Raw genomic sequence first — 23,177 nt, 5'->3', positions numbered from 1 at the left:
ACAAGGAAATTAATAAAACAAATAAATAAAATTAAACAATATGAAAACTTTAAATTTTGCATCAAACGCAGTTTCTGCTCTTAGCTTTTTAGCATTGATTCTTACAAGTACTGTTTCTGCCCAGCAATCAGGAATAAAACGTACAGATTTACAACGTTACGATCTTAGTGTACCCGGATACGAAACGGTTCAGGCACGCATCGATTTTGAAGCTCATACCGCTTTTGGAAAACACTCTCACCCAGGTGAGGAGGTTATTTATGTCCTTGATGGTGTATTAGAGTATGAAGTTGAAGGTCAGTCCCCTGTTACTTTAAAGGCTGGAGAAGTACTTTTTATTCCGGCTGGCGTAGTTCACTCAGCAAGAAATAACAGCCATGCAAAAGCTTCGGAACTGGCGACATATATAGTAGAAAAAGGAAAACCTGTTTTGGTAATGAAAAAGTAAAGAAATGATTATAATTAAAATTTATAACAAATTAAAATTATTAATTTGATTTATAATTAAAGAAACCGCAATTTTGTCCTGTCAATAAGAAATAAAAAAAAAACTTTAAATAATAATTAAAACACAAAAGAAATGAAAACCAATTTAAAAACAATCTTAACAACAAGCTTCGCCATTTTTTTATTAGCAGTAACAACTGCATTCTCTCAAAGCCAAAGAAAACCGGCAAGCCTTGGAAGAGAAGAATATATTGAAGTAGAAAAAAATGTAAAACTTCATGTTACTGATTTAGGAGAAGGAAAACCAGTAGTACTAATTCACGGATGGCCATTGAGCGATGCGATGTACGAATACCAATATGCAGAACTTATCCAGAAAGGATATCGCGTTATAGGAATCACCTTAAGAGGTTTTGGATTATCAGACAAACCGGGTGGTGCATACAACTATGATGTTTATGCAGATGATATCAAAGTGATTCTTGACAAACTTAAAATTGAAGATGCAACTATCGGAGGATTCTCTATGGGAGGTGCGACAGTTATTCACTATGTAGCAAAATACAATGCAGCCCACGTTTCAAAACTGGCTTTGTTTGGTGCGGCGGCTCCTTTATGGACAAAAAGAGCTGACTTTAACTTTGGTTTCTGGACAAAAGAAGATGTAAACGGTCTTATTGTACTTAATAATACCAACAGACCACAATTGTTTGAGAATTTCGGAAAAATTTTCCCGGCCAATGAAACAAGTGTATCTGCAGGACAAGGTGCATGGCTGGGAACTATTCAGGCACAGGCTTCTCCCTATGCAATGGCTGAATCTATGAAAGCACTTCGTGATACAGATTTAAGAGAAGATTTGAAAAAAATCAAAATTCCAACTCTTATTCTTCACGGAACACAGGACAAAATTTGTTCTTACGAATTGGCTGAGCAAATGCATAAATCAATTACCAATTCTACTTTGATTCCATTTGAGAAAAGCGGTCATGCCTTGTTTATTGAAGAGCTTCCAAAATTTAATGCCGAATTGATCAAATTCATAAAATAAGTAAAAACAAAAATCAGGAAAGCTGTCTTTTAAGATGGCTTTCTTTTTTTAGATAATTATAAGAGGAAAATGATGAAAAATATAGTAATGCTTGCATTAGTGCTATTGAGTTTTAATTTGTCTGCACAGACTCCAGAGAAAAAATTAAGTCAGTTAGAAATTCAATTGCCACAAATACCAGAATCCTTAGGAAGTTATGTGGATATGGTACAAGTTGGAAATCTGGTATTCCTTTCGGGAAGAGGACCGCTTAAAGCAGATGGGAAATACATTGTCGGCAAAGTAGGACAGGAACTCACTACTGATGACGGTTACCGAGCCGCCAGATTAACGGCTATAAATCAGCTAGCGATAGTTAAACGTGCTTTTGGAAGCCTCGATAAAATAAAAAGAATTGTAAAAGTAAACGGTTATGTAAATACTGCCGATTTGTTTACTGAGCAGTCAAAAGTAATGAATGGCTTTTCAGATTTATTAATTGAAGTGTTTGGTGAGCAGGGCAGGCATGCGCGTACTTCCGTTGGGGTGTATAACCTTCCACAGAACATGGCGGTTGAAGCAGAAATGATTATAGAAATGAAATAACTGCTTAAGCATAATTAATTCATATTGAAGAAATGAAGAAAGCGTTCGATCGATATAATATTAAAGCGCTTATTGTGAAAGTTTACAGATTTGAAGATGTTATTGAAGCGTATCACCATTCAGCAAAAGGAGTATCTTAGAAATAACACTTTGAAAAATAAGAGTTTAATATTTCCAAAATAGTTTTTTATTGTACCAAACTCGTCGAATATGTTGATAAAAAATTTCAAACTTAAGCTTCTTATTGTTTTTATTATTTTGAAAACAGGTATAAAAAAACCTGCAAATGGTTTGATTTGCAGGTTTTACCGAGTTTTTTTACTTTAAAAACCCTTTTTTTAAGGCTTAAGCGGAGAATTGAGAAGTTTGTCATTTATATATGGGCATGAAAAATCACCTCATTTCATAAAAACTATTCAACGAAAATTTTTTGGATTCTTGTTCTTACTGAATTTGTAGTCCTAAGGAAGTAGACTCCTTTATTTAAATTAGAAATTGGAATAGTAGTCAAGTTATCATTATTATTCAATTTAGATAATATAGTTTCACCATTCATATTGATGATATAGGCATCAAATGGGATTCCATCATTTGAAGAAATGCTGATGGAAAATCCTAATTTGACAGGATTAGGATAAGCAACAAAATTTTCTGTTGAAGCATTCACTACCTCTGAATTTGAGGTTTTTGCCTTTTTTAGAGTTAAGGTGTTTGCAGATCCAGCTGACGTCAAATAAAATTCCACATCATCATAATCCAACCATTTGTCTGCAGCACCCGTATATTGATAAAAGCCTAATTCGCAGCTGTTGTTGGTTACAAGAATATTATTGATCTGCACTTGGGTCCAATTAGGAATGCTTGTGTTCAGATTGTAATTCAATGGATTTCCCCCATAATTTTTTGCATACATAAGAGCTGTGCTTTGGCCTCCAGAACTGCGTACCCATGCTTTCATGGTATAATTTCCGTTTACAATGTAAGTCAGTGACTGAAAAACGGCAACTTCAAAAGCAGTGGCTGACGACTGAGTTCCCTTGTAAGTTCCAGAATGTGGTGAAGTTGTTGAAGTTTGCGCATTAGCGGATCCAGTGCCATATTCAGTCCAGCCTGTTGGCGTTTGCGTGACAGACGTGTTTGCTTCAAAATTCCCATTGTTCAATTTGTTAAAATTTACTAAGTCTTGCACAGATACATTACAATTAGCAGTTTTTCCGTCGGATGCAGTTGCTGTAATTGTAACCGTTCCGACACTTACTGCAGTAATTATTCCTAAATTATTTACTGTAGCTATTGCATTGTTACTGGAGGTCCATACTACATTTTGATCAGTAGCATTAACCGGAGTGAAAACGGTATTAAGAGCTCTGTTGGTCCCAATAGGCATTGTCATACTGTTTTGTGAAACTCCAAATGCTGTAATGGCAACTGGTGACAAATAAAATTCGACATCATCATAATCCAACCAATTGTTGGCTTTTGCCGATTGATAAAAGCCTACCTCGCATGTGTTATTGGTAACTTTGATATTGTTGATTTGTATCTGTGTCCAATTAGGGATACTGGCAGCAACAGAATAGTTCTGGTCTGTACCGCCGTAACCTTTTGCATACATAGTGGCCCAAGTCTGCCCGCCTGAACTTCTTACCCAGGCCTTCATTGTATAATTTCCATTTGCTATTCCTGTTAATGTTTGGGATACGGCAACTTCATAAGCCGTGGTTCCCCATTGAATGCCTTTATATGCTGGAGAGTGAGGCGTGGCTGCCGTAGTTTGTGCATTTGCAACGCTGCCCCATTCATTCCATCCTGTTGGGGTTTGGGTTGCTGTCGTGTTGGCGTCAAAATTCCCGTTTACTAATTTGTTTACGTTCGCTAGATTCTGAACAGAAACACTGCATGTAGTCGCGCTTCCATCAGATGCTGTTGCCGTTATTGCTGCCGTACCAATACCTGTTCCGGTAACCAGTCCCCAGTTGTTTACAATTGCAACAGAACTGTTGCTTGATGTCCATGATACAATCTGATTTGTTGTGTTTGCAGGCGTAAAAGTTGTATTTATTACCTGTTTACCGCCTTGGTTTAAAGTAAGCGTATTTGGAGATATTGAAAAACCTGTTGCTGGAATTTGAGTGTTATCAGTATCTTTATAAACTTTTATATAATCGCAATACATGGTGGCAGGGAGAACAGTTGTTGCATCAGGCGATCCTGGCCATGTTCCTCCAATAGGGAGATTTATAAGTATATAATGAGGTTTATGAAATTCGCCTGTAAAATTATATCCGTCTGTGAGTCTGAATTGTTTGTACAAAACATCATCAACATACCATTTTATATAGTTGGCATCCCATGTTATGGAATAAACATGCCATTGTGTGACATCAACATTGTAAGTAGAACCGTCTTGTACATGTATTTCATTTGCTCCTGCCCAATGTGTTGTTCCATGAACCATAGTTTCACTATTTAGATGCTCAAAAATGTCTATTTCACCACATTTTGGCCAACCAATCTGTGGAAAATTGGAGCCCAATGTCCAAAAACAGGCCCATAATCCTTTTCCGTTCGGCATTTTAAAACGCCCTTCAATTTTACCGTATGTTAGTGAAAATTTATTTAGAGAAATAACACTTCCAGAAGTATATTGTTTACCACCAAAGTCTTCTTTTATAACAGTAATTTCTAAGCTTCCATTGTTTTGTTTTACATTGTTGAGGCTGTTGGTATAATACTGCAACTCGCTGTTTCGGATATTACCGCCAAGTTCGTATCCCCATTTATTAGAATCTGGAGCTCCAGTCCCGTTAAAATCATCAGACCATACTAATTGATAATTCTGTGACCAAGCACTAAAATTAAAAAGTAAAAACAGCAATGAACTGTAAAATAATGCCGGATACGGCAGTGAGGTTTTAATGTTTTTCATAATAATTTGGTTTTAGTTAGTAATGATTATGCAACTTTTAATTTATTTATTGATTCGTTTATGACTTGATTTGTTTTATTTAAAAAGCAATTAATTGGTCGTAAAACAGTAAAAATGAAATTATTAATCAGCTGTAAAACAGTCAAAACTATTATAAAAAATGTTATAATTTGTGAGAATAAATGAATTTTTTTGCGCAAACGAAATTGAAATTTGCGCAAATCATTATATTTGTGAAATGAAGAAGAAAATGATTACAATAAAAGATATTTCTGAGAAAACAGGATTTTCAATTTCTACTGTTTCAAGGTCTTTAAAAGATCATTCTGATATTACAGAAAAAACAAAACAAATTATCAGAGATACAGCAAAAGATCTTGGCTATCAGCCTAATTTTTTTGCTCAGAATTTTAAAAGCAATAGAAGCAATATTATAGGAGTTCTCGTTCCCGATATTGAACGAGGTTATTATGCTTCAATTATTAGCGGTATGCAGGAAAGGGCAATTGAACAGAAGTTTTTTATTGTTACCTGCCAGTCAAAAGATTCTTTCATGGATGAGATCAAAGGAATCCAGACGCTCATTGGGCTCAATGTTGACGGCATAGCAATTGTGCATTCTAAAGAAACCAGCAATTTTGCAGAACATCATAGTATTGTCAAAAATAATATTCCGCTATTAGCTATTGACAGGGAGTTGTTAGGTCTTGATACTCATTTTGTTTCAAACGATCAATTTGTTGCCGGTTTTATGATCGGGGAGCATCTAGCGCAGGAAGGATATAAAAACATTGCCATTATTGCCGGTCCGGAACATCTTATGATGAGCAGACAACGTGTTGAAGGCTGTGTCGCCGGCGCAGATTCGGCAGGTATAAAAATTAAGAATGAAAATATTCTTTACTGTGATTTGCAGCGAGAACGAGAAATTTTTGCAGTTTCACAATTACTACATAAAAAAGAAAAACCAGATGCTGTTTTTTGTATTTATGACAAAGGAGCAATCGAAATAATACATTATTTAAACCAGCAGAAGATTAACGTGCCTAATGAACTGGCTGTAGCGGGATGTGGGAATGATTCTTTCTCGCATTATCTGAATCCTTCTTTAACAACGATAGATTTAAATCCTCATAAACTTGGAGAACTTGCGGCTGAAATACTAATTAATGATATTATTATGGATACACCTGGCCGTAAAATTAAGAATTCATTTAGGCCGAAATTGATTATTAGAGAATCTACAAGAAAGTGATTTAATGACTTTCTACTTATTGATTTTTTCGCTTAAGGCTTGATTCTCTAATTAAAAGTTCTCCGTCTATTGTCTGAATCTTTGTTTCTGTGTCAGAATCATTATTATACTGATGTAAAAACATTTGCATTGTAGTTTCGCCAATCACTGAAGTTTGTATATTATAGGTAGTAAGCGGCGGATCTATTAATTCCCCCATGAGATCATTTCCAAAACCGGCAACAGCTATATCCGCAGGCACTTTAACCTTTCTTTTTTTAAGATGTTTGATTACATATATGGCAGATCGGTCTGAAATACAGAAAATTGCATCGGGCCTTTGATCTAGATTCAGCCAGTCATCTACCACTCCGTTAATGCTTATATTCGAATAATCTGTATAAGCAATAAGTTCTTTGTCTATTTTAATTTTATTCTTTTTTAAGACATTCAAATAGCCAAGCAAACGTTCTTCTGTAATGGATAAAGATTTAGGGCCTAATATGATTCCTATACGGTTACATCCCTGCTCTAAAAGGTGATTGGTGATTTTTTCTGCTCCTTCTGTATTTTTTGCTAAAATTTTTGAAATGCTTTTTATAGGATTGATGCGGTAGAAATTGACAATAGGAATGCCTCTTTTGCTGTATGATTCGATATAATCAAATTGAGTAGTGCTGGAGGAGTGACAGATTAGAAGACCGTCAACTCGACTGTCCATCAGTACTTGTACATTTTCTAATTCGGTGTCATAATCTTCATTTGACTGGCATATGATGACCTTAAAGCCGTTTTTTGAAGCAATTTTCTGAATCCCTCCAAGCATCGAAGAAAAAAAAGTAGACTGCAAATGCGGGATAATAACACCAATTGTCTGTGATTGCTTATTTGCAAAATTTCGTGCAAGAAGGTTGGGGCGGTATTCCATTTCTATGGCTACCTGTTTTACGGCTAAAATAGTTGCAGGACTGATGTCAGGATGATTCCTTAATGCACGGCTGACAGTTGTAGCTGAGATACCCATTGCATTTCCAATATCCAGAATAGTGGTTTGATAATTTTTACGTGTCTTATTTTTGGCTTTTCTGCTCTCATGATTTAGTGTAAAGTTGTAGTTGCATTCCTTGCAATAGTACCTCTGTTTCTGTCTGATAAAGCCAGATTTTAAAACGGTTTCTACCTTGCTGCATTTTGGACATTTGACTCTAGGCATGATTTTTCTTATTTTATTTTCAAAGGTAGAAATTTTCTATCTATCGAAAACGATACTGCAAACGTTTGAGATAGAAAAAATGATTTTGCGATGACACAATACTTTGTTATGAAAGGCTTTAAATTCTACATTTGGAGCATAACTTTTAATATTAGGGCCTAATAATACAATATTGAAAATTTACTAACCAATCTAAACCAAAAGAAAACATGTACGAATTATTTCTCAAAATTCGCTGCATTTTGTGTATCATGGGACTATTGTTCTGTATGAACACTTTTGCACAAAATTCCACCATAAAAGGAATTATTAAAGATGAAGCTGGACTTATTATTCCAGGTGTAACGATCCAGATCAAAGGAACAAAAGTTGGTGCCACGACCGATTTTGATGGAAAATTTGAAATTAAGGCTGAAAAAGGAAATGTTCTGACGGTTTCGTTTATGGGATTCGAAACACAGAATATCGTATTAAGCGGACAAACTAATCTTAATATAATATTGAAAGTTTCCAGTAAAGAATTACAGGAAATTGTAGTAATTGGATATGGCTCTTCCAAAAAGAAAGATTTGACAGGTGCAATTGCATCAGTCAAGTCCCAAGAGATTACTGGAAGAAGAACAGTCCAGGTTTCTGATGCTTTGCAGGGTGCTATGGCGGGAGTAACGGTTTCCAGAAATGGTGCTGCGCCTGGTGCTCAATCAAAAATACGCTTTCGCGGGGTAACAACCTTAGGAGACACAGGCGGGAATGATCCTTTAATTATAGTAGACGGTGTGCCTTCCGGAAATATCGATTACCTAAATCCGGATGATATAGAATCGATAACTGCCTTAAAAGATGCCGCATCTACTGCAATCTATGGTTCAAGAGCAGCTGCCGGAGTACTACTGGTAACTACAAAACGAGCAAAGTCAGGAAAAGCGAGCTTGGATTATAGTTATGAATACGCGGAAGCCATGCCTGTAAACCAACCAGGTACAACTGGCGCAGTAAGATATATGCAGCTCTATAATGAATATCTAGCAAATGATGGAGCCGCTCCTTTATACTCACAGGCGACCATTAATAATTATATGGCTAATAATGCAGCGAACCCTGATTTATATCCTAATACCGATTGGCAATCTGCCATTATAAAAAATAATGCTCCAAGAATGATTCACAATCTGTCGTTTTCAGCAGGTTCAGAAAATATTAAAAGTAGAGCTACTTTAGGCTACTCTTCAAGCGAAGCATTATATGATAATCGTGGCTTTAAAAAGTTAAATGCTGGAGTTTATAATGATTTTAAATTCAACGGAAAATTGACAGCCAATTTTGATATGAGCTTTGTGAGAACTGAAAACAAAGACGTCAATATCTTCAACAATAATATTTTTCTTGATGCCAGAATAATGCCAGCTATCTATGATGATTATTATTCTGATGGAAGATATGCGCTGGGTAAGGACGGTAGAAATGCATTGGCACAAATCGGTGAAGGCGGATTTAAAAAGGATGTTGTAAATAATTTAACGGGGCGTATTGCGGTAAATTACAAGCCTTTTAAGGGACTTACATTAACGGCTCAGGCGGCACCAACGATAATTTTTTCACCAAGTAAACAATTTATTAAAGTAGTTGAATTCACAGATGTTCTAGATCCTTCAAAGAAAGTCGCAGTAGGACAGCAGCCGGCTTCTTCTTCCTTGAGAGAAGACAGACCTTACTTTTACAGATTTAATGGACAATTTGTTGCCAATTATTCTAATAGTTTTGGTGAGAAGCATAATTTGGACGCTACTGCAGGTTACGAAAGCAATTACGCATACAATGAAAGTATAACCGCTTCCCGTGCAACTTATACCTTATCTAATTTTCCATATCTTGACAACGGGCTTCCAACATTCAGGGATAACGGAGGTTCAGCTTCTGAAACGGCATTAAGTTCTTATTTCGGCAGAGTATCTTACAATTTTAAAAATAGATATTATGTGCAGGCGGGCGGGCGTTATGATGGTTCTTCAAGATTTAATACTGATCAAAGATGGGCTTTCTTTCCGTCTGTGGGTGCCGGATGGGCAGTTTCAGAAGAACCGTTTTTTAAATCAGCCAAAGAATTAGGAATTGATTTCTTAAAATTCAGAGCTTCTTGGGGACAATCTGGTAATGAGCGTATTGGAAATTATCCTTATCAGGCCAGCATCAGTTTATATAACGCCTTATTTTATCAAAATGGCGTTGTGGTTGCTCCGACTTCAGGTTCGCAGGTAAATTATGCTGTTAATGATATTACATGGGAAACACAGGAAAGTACAGATATTGGTTTGGATGCCACATTTTTAAATAATAGATTAACTTTAAGCGGGGACGTATTTTACAAACAAACTAAGGATATATTACTTAAATTGAATATTCCCCTATATCTAGGATATGATGCACCGTTTCAGAATGCAGGGAAGGTGAGTTCTAAAGGTTTTGAAGTTACAGTCGGATGGTCAGACAATATTGGAACAGATTGGAAATACAGTTTAGGTGCAAATTTAGCTGATGCTAAAACAAATATTGACGACTTAAAAGGAACATCAATACTTGGGGATACATCTAACATTGAAGGACAAGAATTTGCGGCTTGGTATGGATACAAATCAAATGGAATATTTCAAACAGCTGCAGAAGTTGCCGCTTCTCCAGTAACAAGTGCAAGCACCAAACCGGGAGATGTAAAATACGTTGATATAGATGGTGACGGAAAAATAACTCCTGATAAAGACAGGGTTATTTTAGGCGGGTCACTGCCAAGATATACATTCGGGTTCAATGGCAGATTGACATATAAAACAATGGACTTTTCATTTGTGGCCTATGGGGTAGGCAAACAACAGGTGAGATTAAGCAATTATGCGGTGCAGCCATTTCAGGAAACATTTGGAAATGTGCCAACACTGATTGACGGTAAATTTTGGAGTTCTGGCAATACGCCAGAACAAAATGCTGCCGCAGAATATCCAAGATTGTCTAATGCAAGCAGCGGAAACAACTATGCAATGTCTGATTTTTGGCTTGTTGATGGTAGTTATTTGAGAATTAAAAATATAACTTTTGGATATAATTTTAATAAAAAAATTACAGACCAGTTGGGAATACAAGGACTTCGCTTGTATGTGGCGGCTAATGATGTATTTACGATTAGCAAATTTCCAAAAGGCTCAGATCCAGAAGTAGATGCTATTTCTTATCCAATTGTTAAAACCTTTATGACCGGTTTAAATGTTAAATTTTAAAAATTAATTCTCATGAAAATCTCAATATATTTAGCAGCATTATGCTTGGTGATGTTTACCGGCTGTCAGGATTTAGATTACAATCCGTTGTCTGATCCGTCAAGTGGTAATTTCTACTCAAACGAAACCGAACTTACCATAGCGGTTAATGATCTATATCGTTTTTCATTTATCGAAAATGATAAGGAAGAGTACACTGATAATTTTTTATACAGAGCCAATCCAAATGCGGTAATAAGCGGTACAATGAACAGTGGTGATCCTGATGCCCAAAGATTATGGACCAATGCCTATAAGATAATTGCAAGGGCCAACACTATCATTGCCAGTTTAAGCAGGGCTTCAGGAAACACATCGGCAGCGGCCTTAGCTTCGTTTGAAGCGCAAGCTAAATTAGCTAGAGCCTATCAGTATTCAAGGTTGATTACTCATTTTGGTGATGTGCCTTTAATAACGAAACCTATTACTTTAGCTGAATCCTATGCTTTTACCAGATCTGATAAAAACCTTGTATTGCAGTTTATTTTTGAAGATTTGGATTTTGCAGCCGCAAACCTGCCGGCTTCATACAGTACGGGTGCAATACAACGTTTTACCAGCGGCACAGCGTTAGCAGTTAAAGCAAGAACAGCCTTATATATGGGGAAATATGATATTGCCAAGGCAGCAGCCAAAGCGGTTATAAATTCAAATGCTTATAGCTTATATCCTAGTTATCGTGATCTGTTTTTGAAAGCAGGGGAACAATGTAAAGAAAATATTTTAACGGTTGTACGAGATCAGGCTAACGGAGTTGTCTCTGATGGGTTTGTTGCCCCTGATCATATAGCCAGAAATGCAGGAGGATTTGCCGCCAAATTCCCAACATGGGAATTAGTAGATTCATACGAATGCACGGATGGTCTGCCTGTAGACAAATCTCCATTGTATAATCCGCAAAAACCTTTTGCTAACAGAGATCCTCGTTTAGGACAGACTATTGTACCATTTAGTTCCATCTGGCTAGGATATATCTATCAGCCTCATCCGGATTCACTTAAAGTTAGAAGAATTAGTGATAATGCTATGGTAACCAATAATGATAATCGTGCAAATGCTATTAATGCTAGTTTTTCAGGTTTTTTATGGAAAAAAGGTATAGATCAATCTTGGGCTGATAGGAAATTGGAAGACAATGATTTAAAAATTATCCGATATGCAGAAATGTTCTTGATTTATGCAGAGGCTGATGTTGAAATGAATACCATTGATGCAAACACATTGCTTTATCTTAATACTGTCCGAGCAAGAGCTTATGGCAAAACGGTGGGCCAGACAACATTATATCCTGCTGTTACCGTGACAGATCAAGCGCAGTTAAGAACCATCATCCGTCGTGAACGCCGTGTTGAGTTTGCATTTGAAGGTCTGAGATATATGGATCTTATCCGATGGAAAATTGCAGAAAAAGCATTAAACAAGCCTGGTGTCGGCATACCTGATCCGGTTCCGGCAAATGCTATCCATAAAGCCAAATTCCCATTCGCTGGTGCGCCGGTGATAGATGCAGACGGTATACCGGACTACACCCCGTACATTGCCACTGGAGCAGCGAAGAATTTCACGACAAGAAAATTTGATGCCAGCAGACAATACTTATGGCCGATCCCTGCTATTGAAAGAACAGTAAATCCTAATTTGACCCAAAATCCTAATTACTAATTAAGATTATAACATTATAGATTTTTATATGGAATTAACAGATTATATCATACTTATTCTATATGCTGCCGGTATTTTACTTATCGGTGGCATACTATCAAAACGCAACAAAACATCAGAGGATATGTTTGCCGTTAGAAAACAATCTCCTTGGTGGCTTTCTGGATTATCAGCTTTTATGAGTGCTTTTTCAGCCGGAACTTTTGTTGTTTGGGGTGGAATCGCTTATAAACAAGGTTTTGTAGCAGTAAGTATTTTGATGTGTTCCGGAATCGCTTCTTTTTTAGTGGGCAGATTTTTTGCTAAAAAATGGGCTTCGCTAAATATAAGTACAGTTGGAGAATATGTGTCAATTCGTTTTGGACAGGGAGCTGTTCAGTTTTATACCTGGATTGGCATGCTTTTCAAAATTATCGCTATGGGGGTTGCATTATACTCTTTTGCAGTAGTAGTGTCTTCACTAATACCTTTGTCGGCTGATAATTGGCTGGCAGATCCCGAAACGCATAAGCTGTCAATTCCATATACAATTATTATTTCAGGTTTTCTTATGCTGATGTATGCTGTCAGCGGTGGTTTGTGGGCGGTATTGATTATAGATGCTGTTCAGTTTGTGGTGCTGACCATGACTGTATTATTTGTTGTACCGCTGAGTATAGGTAAAGTTGGCGGTCTGTCTAATCTTATGACTCATCTGCCAAATGATTTTCTCTCACCAGTATCAGGCAATTTTACATGGCTGTTTCTGGTAGGATGGGTAGTCGTTCACACCTTTAAATTAGGCGGAGAATGGGTTTTTGTACAGCGTTTTTTAGCGGTAAGCAGTCCTGAAAATGCCCGAAAATCTTCTAATTTGTTTGGCTGGCTTTACATTATAAGTCCAATAATATGGATGCTTCCACCAATCATTTATCGTGTTGCACATCCTGATTCCGCTCCAGAACAAGCTTATATTCTAGCTTGTGCATGGGTACTTCCCCCAGGACTTATGGGCCTTTTAGTTGCGGCTATGTTTTCGTCTGCAGCCAGTTATATCGACGGTGAAATAAATGTTTATGCGGCCGCAATAGCCAACAGTGTATACAAAGACATTATAAATCCAGATGCAAGCGAAAAAACAATAGTTTTTGTGGGAAGATTAAGTTCAGTATTGATTGGTTTGCTTATTATGGCAATAGCAGTCTGTATACCTTATTTTGGAGGTGCTGAGCAAATTATCTTAACCATTACCGGTTTGCTTGTAGTGGCGATGGTACTTCCAATGCTGTGGGGATTGTATTTTGGGAAAATAAAGCAGAGCTCAATATGGTGGTCTACAGGAATAACTGTGATTGTTTCGGTGCTGTTGAAAATAGCAGTTTCTTTAAAACTGGATAATTTCATAATGAAGTTGTATTATACAAACAGTCCTCTTTTTGAGGTAGTAATAGGTGTTTTTGTTCCGATTATTGTTTTGGCGATAATGGAATTAACTGCTAAAAATACTTCCGAAGGATATGAGCAGATAAAACAAAAATTACTCATTAAAGAAACGGTTGCCAATGCAGCTGAAGATTTTGAACTTGCACTTTTTCCCGCTAAGCTTTTAGGCCTAAGCATTGGCGTTCTTTCGCTAATCATGTTTGGATTGATGGTCTTTACAACAGATGGATCCAAAAACCTTATCGGAGTATTTGCAGCATTTTTGCTGCTACTGAGCAGTATTATACTGTTCTCATTAAAAATTAATAAATCAAGAAAATTAACAAATCAAAAAATATAAATGCAGACTTTAAAAGAAAACTATCAAATAGTAGTTATTGGAGGCGGATTAGCGGGTTTTTGTGCAGCTGTAGCAGCGGCCCGTCTTGGCAGTAAAACATGTATCGTACAGAATCGTCCTGTTTTTGGAGGAAACAGCTCTTCAGAAATCAGAGTAACACCTCATGGCGCATGTGCTTTTCATGCTTATGGAAGAGAGACTGGTATTATTTCAGAATTGCTTATAGAGGAACGTGCAGTAAATCATGAAGAAATTTTTGAGAATGGCTGGACAAATAGTATTTGGGATTTAACCCTATACAATCTTGCGGAGTCTACTCCTAATCTTACCATTAAAGTAAATACAGATGTATACGATGTAGTTAAAGAGGGAAGAGAAATTAAAGCTGTAAAAGCAAGAATCCAAAACTCAGAAACAGAAATTCTGCTTCAGGCTGATATTTTTATCGATGCTTCAGGAGATGGAATTGTGGGTGAACTTTCAGGTTGTGAATATCGTTTGGGAAGCGAGGCCAAAAGCGAATTTAATGAGCCTCATGCCCCAGAAACAGCAAGTAAAGATGTAATGGGAAGTTCTATTCATTTTAAAACAAAATATATTGGAAAACCGTGTTCTTATAAAGCGCCTGAATGGGCTGTTAAATATGAAGATGCTAGTTTCTTTTACAAGCAGGGAAGACCTCCCAAGCAAAAAAAAGGTGGATATTGGTGGATTGAAATTGGAGTTCCGTATAATACAATCACAGATAACGAAACCATAAGACATGAACTTACGCGTCATGCGTTGGGAGTTTGGGACTGGATGAAAAATAAAGACCCTAAAATGATGGAACTCACTAAAGAGTATGCTTTAGACTGGGTTGGACAGGTTCCGGGAAAAAGAGAAAGCCGTCGTATTATGGGACAGTATTTAATGACCGAACATGATCCGCAGAACTGTACTGTTTTTAATGATGAAATTGCGTTTGGAGGCTGGTTTATTGATCTGCATACTCCGGGTGGTTTATTAGCCGCAAATAGTGAGCCTTCAAGCAACGAAAACTATTCTACATTTTCAGATTATGCTGTTAAAAGTTACGCAGGCCCTTACGGAATTCCGTTAAGAAGTTTGATCGCCAAAGATGTAGATAATCTGATGATGGCCGGAAGAAATGTAAGTGTTACTCACGCTGCTTTAGGAACGGTAAGAGTTATGAATACAACCGCTCTAATGGGGCAGGCAGCAGGAACTGCAGCAGCACTTTCACTTCAGAAAAATATTCCCGTTACAGCATCTCCAGTTGAAATTATAGAAGAAATTCAACAACAGCTGCTAAGAGATGGATGTTTTCTTCCGAATTACAAAAACAAAGACCAAAACGATATTGCATTAAGAGCAGAAATATCGGCAAGCAGTGAGGCCCTTTTATACGGTGCAGGCCCAGAAAGCAGGGGTTCACATGAGGGACTAAAAATATGGCAGGATCAGCCTCAGTATGAAATCGAGAAATTAGAATATCGAAAAGGCCAGCTTATAGCGGTTGGTTCATCCATCATAAATAAAATAGAAGTCTGTATCCGTAATAATTCGGCTGCAGAACAGAATTTTACTGTACAGTTAAGAAAGAGTGAACATATTTGGGATTACGCTGTAAATAAAGGAGAAATTTTAGCGGAAGCTTTATTAACTGTAGCATCAGGAACGCATTGGGTAGAGTGGGCAGTTAATTTAGATAATGCGCCGGTAGGAGAGTTTGTTCGTCTTGATATACTTCCAAATCCTGAACTGGAATGGCTGATTGCAGGAAAAATTGAGTCTGGACATATGTCCATGTACCAAATCAGTGCTGAGAAAATGCGCAGGTTTGGAAATGGGCAGACTTTAAGTTTTAAAATTGATCCTCCACAACCTTCCTTTGGACCAAAAAATGTGGTCAGCGGGGTAACGAGACCTCATAGATTTACTAATTTGTGGAAATCAGATCCTAATCTTCCGTTATCCCAATATTTGCAATTAGAATGGAAGGAGAATAAAATAATTAAAACGGTTGAATTGACCTTTCCCGGACATCTTTTAAGGGAATATCATGCTTATGATCCTTTTTATAGAGACCCGCAGTGTCCGAAAGATTTTGAAATTCAGATATTCAGAAATAACAAATGGGAAACTGTTTTAGATGTTAAAGATAATTATCAGCGACAGGTAAAATATAATTTTGAAGGTATTGAAACCAAGCAGCTTCGCGTGCAGGTAAATGCTACTAATGGTGATCCTTCAGCTCAGATTTATGAAATAAGATGTTATGAGTAAAACAATCAGAAAAAAGACTTTAATTCTAATTTGTATTTTATCACTTAGTCTGAAGCTCTGGGCGCAGCAGCCAGAACAAGGCAAATATATTATACGATTAGATAAACCTGAACAGACCATCTGGGGATTGGGTGTTGAGATTCAAAATGATGCCATTGGGTCCGGAAATGTCGGATTGCCTGATGAAGTTATTGCTATTCCAAACAATCTGGTTCTATCGGAAAGAAAGCGTCTTTACAAAGATATGCTCAAAGGATTTAGATATTGCAGACTAGCAATGGGGCTTTATTTCAGGGGCCTTGATAAAGAGGGCAAACGCTTTCGAGAAAGATATCCAAATCAGCTTAACGATCTTAAAGAGCTGATGAAAGGTTCTGGAATGGAAGGGATTTCTTTGGAGTATTGGTCAATCGCTCCATTTTGGAAATCTAACAATTCTTTTATCGGAGGAACATTAAAAAGCACTGATGCCAATTTTTTAAAAGATTTCGGTGATGCGCTGGTTGATGATGCTAAGTTTTTGGATAAAAATGGTTTGAAAGTAAAAATGTGGGGATTGCAGAATGAAGCCGGAATGCATGTAAAACCAAAAGGATATATTGCACCGCCTCAAAAACCAGTTGATCCGAATGATAAGATGGCGAAACAGTCTTTTTCAACAACAGATTATTTTGATGCTGAAGTCTATTATAAAGCTTTTAAAGCTGTTGCTCCTAAAATAAAAAAAGCTTTTCCAGATGCAGTTGTTATGGCAGACAGCTGGGACGGACAGCTGGGATTGATTGCCAAGGAAATCAAAAAAGATACTGCAGCATTAAAATATGTTGATGCGTGGGTATTGCACCGTATTGGAGCTGATTCAAATATCTTGATTGATGACCCAAAATATAGCAATGATACAGACAGCAAATACGTTTTTACTAATGAATTCGAATATTTTAATTATGTAAAAGATGATGAGGTAAATGATGGAAATTTTGTAAATACGGCGCAGACAATCATGAACTGGATGACTTTTGCCAATTCGCCAACTTGGTTTTGGTTGCATGCATTAAAACCAACTACAAATGAAGAAGCGGAAAGTTTTGCTTTAGGAGTTTGGCGTCCGGAAAGTGATAATAATTTTAATCATTTTGCAAGCGTTCAAAAAGGGCATTGGGATTATTTTCAAAAGAATTTTAATGCTATTGCGGGCTTTTTAAAGTATATGCCTTGGGATTCCAAAAGATATGCGGTCGATGAAAGCATCATCTTGAAGGATAACAGAATCATGGCTTTTAAAACTCCAAAAGGAAAGCAGGTGATTGTTCTGACAAATCGTTCAGGAAAGCCTTTTCAGTTTAATATTGAGACTAAATCCGATAAAAAATTCAAAGGATTTCGATATACGCCTTATCAAAGAGATATCACAGTGGGGGCATTATCAGCTAAAGCTTTTAGTCCGGTTGTTCCAGATCTTTCTGTTGAATTTTGGGTAGAGCAATAATCAGCAGCAGATATATTTTAATTTTCAATTCATAATCCAAAAAAAATCATTCCGATATTTTTTATGGATTACTAATTTCTGAAATTATGTTTATTATTCATAAAAGGGTAACATTAGCCATTGTGCTAATGTTGTCCGCAACTTCTATTGCCTTTTCGCAAAATAAAAAAGCGGTCTATCTTGATAAAAATGCCGCAATAGAAGCGCGCGTAAAAGATCTTTTAAGCCGAATGACTTTAGAAGAAAAAGCAGGCCAGCTCAATCAAATAAATTATGGAATGTTTACAGGTCCTGATAATAAGGTTGATGATGAAAAGGCAAAACTTGATCTTGTCAGACAAGGAAAGATTGGATCGTTTCTGAATACCCTTGGTGTCTCTAAAATTAAAAAGGTACAGCAGATAGCCGTAGAACAAAGCCGTTTAAAAATTCCATTATTATTTGGTTTTGATGTTATTCATGGCTACAAAACCCTGTTTCCGATTCCCCTTGCGGAAGCCTGCAGCTGGGATATGGAACAGGTTTTTCAAAATTCCAGAATAGCAGCAAAGGAATCTGCAGCCTCTGGATTAAACTGGGCTTTTGCTCCAATGTGCGACATTTCAAATGATCCCAGATGGGGACGTGTAATGGAAGGAGCGGGAGAAGATCCTTATTATGGATCAATTATAGCAGCTCAACGAGTAAAAGGTTTTCAAGGTAATCTTGATGGTGTTTTTGATATTTTGGCCTGTGTGAAACATTTTGCAGTTTATGGAGCTGTTGAAGCCGGAAGAGAATATAATAATGTAGATGTTTCCCGAACAGCATTTTATAATAAATATCTTCCTCCTTATGAAGCTGCTGTAAAATCGGGTGCTGCGACTGTAATGACCTCTTTTAATGTTTTTGATGGAGTTCCTGCGAGCGGCAACAAATTTTTACTTACTGATATTTTGCAAAACCGACTTGGTTTTAAAGGATTTGTAGTGAGTGACTGGAATGCTTTTGCAGAAATGATTGCCCACGGTTATGCTTTTGACAGAAAAGATGCTGTTTACAAAGCTTTAAAAGCTGGAAGCATGATGGACATGGAAAGCAGAACTGCAATAGAATTTATTCCAGAACTGGTGAAGGAAGGAAAAATTTCTGAAGCTGTTCTTGATAAGGCTGTAGGAGCTATTTTGTATTATAAATTTAAACTGGGACTATTTGAAAATCCCTATCGATTTTTGGATGAAAAACGCGAAAAAGAAAATGTCTTTACTGCAGAAAACCGATTAATTGCTAGAGAAGCTGCGAAAAAAAGCATCCTGCTTTTAAAAAATGAAAAGCAGCAGTTACCTATTACAAATCCGAATCAAAAAATTGCCTTGATTGGTTTTTATGCCAATAGCAAACCCGATATGGTCGATATGTGGAAAGCAAGTGCCAATGCTGATCAATGCATCACAACTTATGAAGGTTTAAAAAGGCAATTTCCAAATTTGAGTTATGCAGAAGGATATAAGAAAGACAATACGACTTCTGAAGAATTAATAGCGGAGGCAGTTAAAAATGCTCAAGCTGCAGAATCAGTAATTGTAAATATTGGTATAACAAACAATTTATCGGGAGAAGATAAATCTTTGGCAGATATCAATATTCCGCAAGGACAGATTAATCTTTTGAAAGCACTTAAGAAAACAGGAAAACCAATTATAACCCTTGTAAGTTCGGGTCGACCAATGATTTTGACAGAAATTCAAAATTTAAGCGATGCAATAGTACAATGCTGGGTTTTGGGTACCGAAACGGGAAATGCAATTGCAGAAGTACTTTCTGGGAAATATAATCCATCGGCAAAAACGGTAATGAGTTTTCCTTATGCTCTTGGGCAAATTCCTGTTTATTATAATCATTTTAATACTGGGCGTCCAGCTCCTGAAGCTAATGCAAAAGAAAAGCCGGCAGATTTTTATTCCAGATTTCATGACATTCCAAACGATCCGCTGTATCCTTTTGGATTCGGTTTAAGCTATGCCACATTTGAATACAGCAATCTTCAGTTGTCATCAAAGAATATTACCAAAAAAGACTCTTTAACGGTTACAGTCGACCTTAAAAACACAGGCAAATATGATGGAGAAGAAGTGGCACAGCTTTATATCCAAGATGTAACAGCTTCTATTGTAAGACCAGTAAAAGAATTAAAAGGATTTAAAAAACTAATGCTCAAAGCTGGTGAAAAGAAAACTTTAGAATTTAAGATCAGTGCTGATGATCTTAAATTTTATGATCATGACGGAAACAGCATTGTTGAACAAGGAATTTTTAAGATTTATGTTGGAGGAAACTCGCGTGATGTGTTAGGGTCTTCATTTGAATTAAAATAAAATTATAATTATGAAATGTATTGCAGGTTTTATTTTTTTTATGCTGAGTGTTTTCAGTTTTGCCCAGTCGGCTTCGCCTTCAATTCAAAGAGAGAAACTTTCTCTAGATAATGGCTGGAGATTTCATTTAGGAGATATTCCTTTTCCGGAAGTCAAAGGACATTTGGAAAGTTATTTTAATGCCAAAGCAGGAAAGGCAGGAGGTGCCGCGGCTTCGGATTACGACGATACCAACTGGAGAACTTTGAATCTTCCACATGACTGGGCCATTGAGGGTGCAATTGATTCTACCGCTAACCTTGCGCAGGGTTATCGCAAACGCGGATTTGGATGGTATAGGCGTAGTTTTAAGCTCGATCCGAAAGACAGAGGCAAAAATCTTGAACTTCAATTTGATGGTGTTGCAACGCACTGCACCGTTTGGCTAAATGGAAATGTCGTTCACAGAAACTGGTCGGGATACACTTCCTTTTATATTAACATAACGGATATGGTGAAATATGGCGACGAGTTAAATGTAATTTCGGTACGCGTTGATGCGGTCGATCAGGAAGGCTGGTGGTATGAAGGAGCAGGGATTTACCGTCATACTTGGCTGGTAAAGCGCTCGCCCCTCCATATTGCAACGGATGGAGTTTTTGCCAATCCTATTAAAAAGAATGATAAAGAGTGGGAAATCCCCGTTGAAGTCACGCTTCAAAACAGTGGATATCTAAACAGTAATGCTGTAATTTCCTCCACTTTGGTAGACTCAAAAGGAAATAAGATTAGCACATCTGAAACAGCAGTCAAAGCTTTACCATCCGAGAAAACAACTGTGAACTTATCCTTAAAGGTGGATAATCCTCAGCTATGGTCCGTGGATGAGCCGACATTATATAAAGTGCAGACTGTTTTGCAAGAAAAAGGACAGATAATAGATACTTTAACAACATCATGCGGATTCAGAACAATTCGTTTTACTGCCGATTCTGGATTCTATCTGAATGATAAACCGCTTAAATTATATGGGGTATGTAATCATCAGGATCATGCTGGAGTAGGGGTCGCAGTTCCTAAATCTCTGTGGGACTTTAGAATAAAAAAGCTTAAGGAAATGGGGGCCAATGCTTACCGTTGTGCCCATAATCCGCCTTCAGCTGAATTTTTGGATGCCTGCGACAGATTGGGGATTCTGGTCATGGATGAAAACAGAAATTTCAATTCGTCACCTGAGTATATGAGCCAGCTTACCTGGATGGTTCGCAGGGACAGAAATCATCCAAGCATTATTTTATGGTCTGTTTTTAATGAAGAACCAATGCAAGGAACTGAAATTGGCTTTAAAATGGTCGCACGTATGCGCGCCGAGGTAAAAAAACTCGATATGACAAGACCTGTAACAGCGGCGGCGAACGGTGGCCTGTTTGAGCCAATGAATGTTTCACAGGCAGTCGATGTGGTTGGTTTTAATTACCAAATGGAAAATTACGACAAATTTCATAAGGAGCACCCAGAAATGATATTGACTAGTTCAGAAGATGCTTCCGCATTTATGATCCGTGGGAATTATGTCACTGACTTAACAAAGCACACTTTGGATGCTTATGATACTCAAAAAGCAAGCTGGGGAGCCACACAGCGCCAAAATTGGAAAAATATTGCAGAGCGCCCTTTTTTATTAGGATGTTTTATCTGGACGGGATTTGATTATCATGGAGAGCCATCTCCTTTCGAGTGGCCAACCGCAGGTTCTAATTTTGGAATTATGGATTTATGTGGATTTCCTAAAACAGCTTTTTATATCCATCAGGCGCAATGGATAAAAGACAAACCGATTCTTCAATTAGTGCCTCATTGGAATTGGGAAGGACAGGAAGGCAAACCAATTAAGGTAATGGCAATGAGCAATGCAGAGAAGGTGAAATTGCTTTTAAATGGAAAAGTAATTGGCGAGCAGAATGTTGACAAATATGAAATGAACTCTTGGGAGGTTCCATATCAAACGGGAAAACTGGAAGCGATAGGTTATGTAAAAGGTAAAGAAGTTTCACGTTTTAGTGTAGAGACCACTGGAAAACCTTTACAAATAAGATTAACGCCGGACCGAAATAAAATAAATGGAGATGGGCGTGATGCACTTCCAATTACGGTAGATGTTTTAGATGCTAAAGGAAGACCTGTACAAACAGCTAATCTTCCTATAGATTTTGAACTTCAGGGTGACGGAGCTATTATCGGACTTGGAAATGGTGATCCAAATTCTCATGAAATGGAAAAGGGAAACAAGCGCAGCTTATTTAACGGACTTGCTCAAATCATCTTGCAGAGCAAAGCTAAAGGAAGTGGAGAATTATTTTTAAAAGCATCTTCTCCTGGTTTGAAACCTGCGTTACTGAAAATTGGTATTCAGTCTGTACAAGATGTGCCCTCTGTATCCGTAGAAACGCCATATATGATTTTAGATAAATGGCTTCTTTCTCCATCAAGCGTGGTTAAACCAGATCCAAATAAAGCCATTGATAATAATGATATGAATAGTTGGCAGCCTGTCAGCACAGGACAATTACGAGTTCTACATGATGGTAATTTTGCTATTTTCCGTACCAATTTTACTCCTTATCTCACTCAACAGAAAAATGGAGGAAAAATTATTTTGAAAAATCTTAGTGGTAAAGCAGAAATCTGGTTGGATAAAACATTACTAGCTGTGAAAAATAACGAGATTTCTAATGATTTCGAAGTCCAGATTCCTGCAGGAATAGGCAAAAGAGAACTGAGTGTTTTAGTCGAAACAAAAGATGGCAAGCCAGCTGGCCTCGGTGGATTGGTTACTATTGAATAGTTTTTCCATTAGAATTAAAAAGAACCAATAAGTTTA

13 protein-coding genes are annotated in these 23,177 nt (G+C 37.2%); 11 read left to right on the top strand and 2 right to left on the bottom strand.

Annotated features, from left to right (window positions below; translation table 11 throughout):
• The first annotated feature begins 40 nt into the window (after positions 1-40).
• The 3 genes from ACWA1B_RS10085 to ACWA1B_RS10075 all read left to right on the top strand — a co-directional run bounded on the left by ACWA1B_RS10085 (position 41) and on the right by ACWA1B_RS10075 (position 2,083).
• On the top strand, positions 41-448 hold the full coding sequence (locus ACWA1B_RS10085; RefSeq protein ID WP_456906470.1) for a cupin domain-containing protein: 408 nt from the start codon (positions 41-43) through the stop codon (positions 446-448).
• Positions 449-580: 132 nt separating this feature from the next.
• On the top strand, positions 581-1,498 hold the full coding sequence (locus ACWA1B_RS10080; protein WP_456906469.1) for an alpha/beta fold hydrolase: 918 nt from the start codon (positions 581-583) through the stop codon (positions 1,496-1,498).
• Between the two features lie 117 nt (positions 1,499-1,615).
• Positions 1,616-2,083, top strand: a complete 468-nt coding sequence (locus ACWA1B_RS10075; RefSeq protein WP_456906467.1) for a RidA family protein — start codon at positions 1,616-1,618, stop codon at positions 2,081-2,083.
• Between the two features lie 412 nt (positions 2,084-2,495).
• Here the strand turns inward: ACWA1B_RS10075 and ACWA1B_RS10070 are convergent, their stop codons facing one another.
• Positions 2,496-5,012, bottom strand: coding sequence for an Ig-like domain-containing protein (locus tag ACWA1B_RS10070; RefSeq protein WP_456906465.1), 2,517 nt, complete (start codon positions 5,010-5,012; stop codon positions 2,496-2,498).
• 250 nt (positions 5,013-5,262) lie between these two features.
• Between ACWA1B_RS10070 and ACWA1B_RS10065 the strand changes: the two genes are divergently transcribed.
• Entirely contained in the window at positions 5,263-6,267 is a 1,005-nt protein-coding gene (locus ACWA1B_RS10065) for a LacI family DNA-binding transcriptional regulator (RefSeq protein ID WP_456906463.1), read from the top strand.
• 16 nt (positions 6,268-6,283) lie between these two features.
• Here ACWA1B_RS10065 and ACWA1B_RS10060 read toward each other — a convergent pair whose 3' ends face one another.
• The gene (locus tag ACWA1B_RS10060) at positions 6,284-7,459 is read right to left on the bottom strand and encodes a LacI family DNA-binding transcriptional regulator (RefSeq protein WP_456906461.1); all 1,176 of its coding nucleotides are present in this window, start codon (positions 7,457-7,459) and stop codon (positions 6,284-6,286) included.
• Between the two features lie 209 nt (positions 7,460-7,668).
• Between ACWA1B_RS10060 and ACWA1B_RS10055 the strand changes: the two genes are divergently transcribed.
• From ACWA1B_RS10055 to galA, 7 genes are all read left to right on the top strand, one after another.
• Positions 7,669-10,725: a SusC/RagA family TonB-linked outer membrane protein gene (locus ACWA1B_RS10055; RefSeq protein ID WP_456906459.1), complete on the top strand. Its 3,057-nt coding sequence runs from the start codon at positions 7,669-7,671 to the stop codon at positions 10,723-10,725.
• 12 nt (positions 10,726-10,737) lie between these two features.
• Positions 10,738-12,426, top strand: coding sequence for a RagB/SusD family nutrient uptake outer membrane protein (locus ACWA1B_RS10050; protein WP_456906457.1), 1,689 nt, complete (start codon positions 10,738-10,740; stop codon positions 12,424-12,426).
• A 28-nt stretch (positions 12,427-12,454) separates the two neighbouring features.
• Positions 12,455-14,188, top strand: a complete 1,734-nt coding sequence (locus ACWA1B_RS10045) for a sodium:solute symporter family transporter (protein WP_456906455.1) — start codon at positions 12,455-12,457, stop codon at positions 14,186-14,188.
• Positions 14,189-16,477 carry an FAD-dependent oxidoreductase gene (locus ACWA1B_RS10040; protein ID WP_456906453.1) on the top strand — a complete coding sequence of 763 codons (2,289 nt, stop codon included), beginning with the start codon at positions 14,189-14,191 and terminating at the stop codon, positions 16,475-16,477. It abuts the gene before it with no gap.
• Positions 16,470-17,963 carry a glycoside hydrolase family 30 beta sandwich domain-containing protein gene (locus ACWA1B_RS10035; protein WP_456906451.1) on the top strand — a complete coding sequence of 498 codons (1,494 nt, stop codon included), beginning with the start codon at positions 16,470-16,472 and terminating at the stop codon, positions 17,961-17,963. Before ACWA1B_RS10040 ends, ACWA1B_RS10035 begins: the two co-directional genes overlap by 8 nt.
• A gap of 86 nt (positions 17,964-18,049) precedes the next feature.
• Positions 18,050-20,317 (top strand): glycoside hydrolase family 3 N-terminal domain-containing protein, encoded by a 2,268-nt coding sequence (locus tag ACWA1B_RS10030; protein ID WP_456906449.1) that lies wholly within the window; start codon positions 18,050-18,052, stop codon positions 20,315-20,317.
• A 10-nt stretch (positions 20,318-20,327) separates the two neighbouring features.
• The gene (galA, locus tag ACWA1B_RS10025; protein WP_456906447.1) at positions 20,328-23,141 is read left to right on the top strand and encodes a beta-galactosidase GalA; all 2,814 of its coding nucleotides are present in this window, start codon (positions 20,328-20,330) and stop codon (positions 23,139-23,141) included.
• Positions 23,142-23,177 lie beyond the last annotated feature (36 nt).

Source organism: Flavobacterium xizangense, from assembly GCF_054075145.1.
This window is presented reverse-complemented; position numbering and strand designations above follow the sequence as displayed.

Coding starts and splice junctions, on each gene's coding strand:
- ACWA1B_RS10055 (WP_456906459.1), top strand. CDS start 7,669: ATGTACGAATTATTTCTCAAAATTCGCTGCATTTTGTGTATCATGGGA.
- ACWA1B_RS10030 (WP_456906449.1), top strand. CDS start 18,050: ATGTTTATTATTCATAAAAGGGTAACATTAGCCATTGTGCTAATGTTG.
- galA (WP_456906447.1), top strand. CDS start 20,328: ATGAAATGTATTGCAGGTTTTATTTTTTTTATGCTGAGTGTTTTCAGT.
- ACWA1B_RS10080 (WP_456906469.1), top strand. CDS start 581: ATGAAAACCAATTTAAAAACAATCTTAACAACAAGCTTCGCCATTTTT.
- ACWA1B_RS10060 (WP_456906461.1), bottom strand. CDS start 7,459: ATGCCTAGAGTCAAATGTCCAAAATGCAGCAAGGTAGAAACCGTTTTA.
- ACWA1B_RS10040 (WP_456906453.1), top strand. CDS start 14,189: ATGCAGACTTTAAAAGAAAACTATCAAATAGTAGTTATTGGAGGCGGA.
- ACWA1B_RS10065 (WP_456906463.1), top strand. CDS start 5,263: ATGATTACAATAAAAGATATTTCTGAGAAAACAGGATTTTCAATTTCT.
- ACWA1B_RS10045 (WP_456906455.1), top strand. CDS start 12,455: ATGGAATTAACAGATTATATCATACTTATTCTATATGCTGCCGGTATT.
- ACWA1B_RS10050 (WP_456906457.1), top strand. CDS start 10,738: ATGAAAATCTCAATATATTTAGCAGCATTATGCTTGGTGATGTTTACC.
- ACWA1B_RS10070 (WP_456906465.1), bottom strand. CDS start 5,012: ATGAAAAACATTAAAACCTCACTGCCGTATCCGGCATTATTTTACAGT.
- ACWA1B_RS10085 (WP_456906470.1), top strand. CDS start 41: ATGAAAACTTTAAATTTTGCATCAAACGCAGTTTCTGCTCTTAGCTTT.
- ACWA1B_RS10035 (WP_456906451.1), top strand. CDS start 16,470: ATGAGTAAAACAATCAGAAAAAAGACTTTAATTCTAATTTGTATTTTA.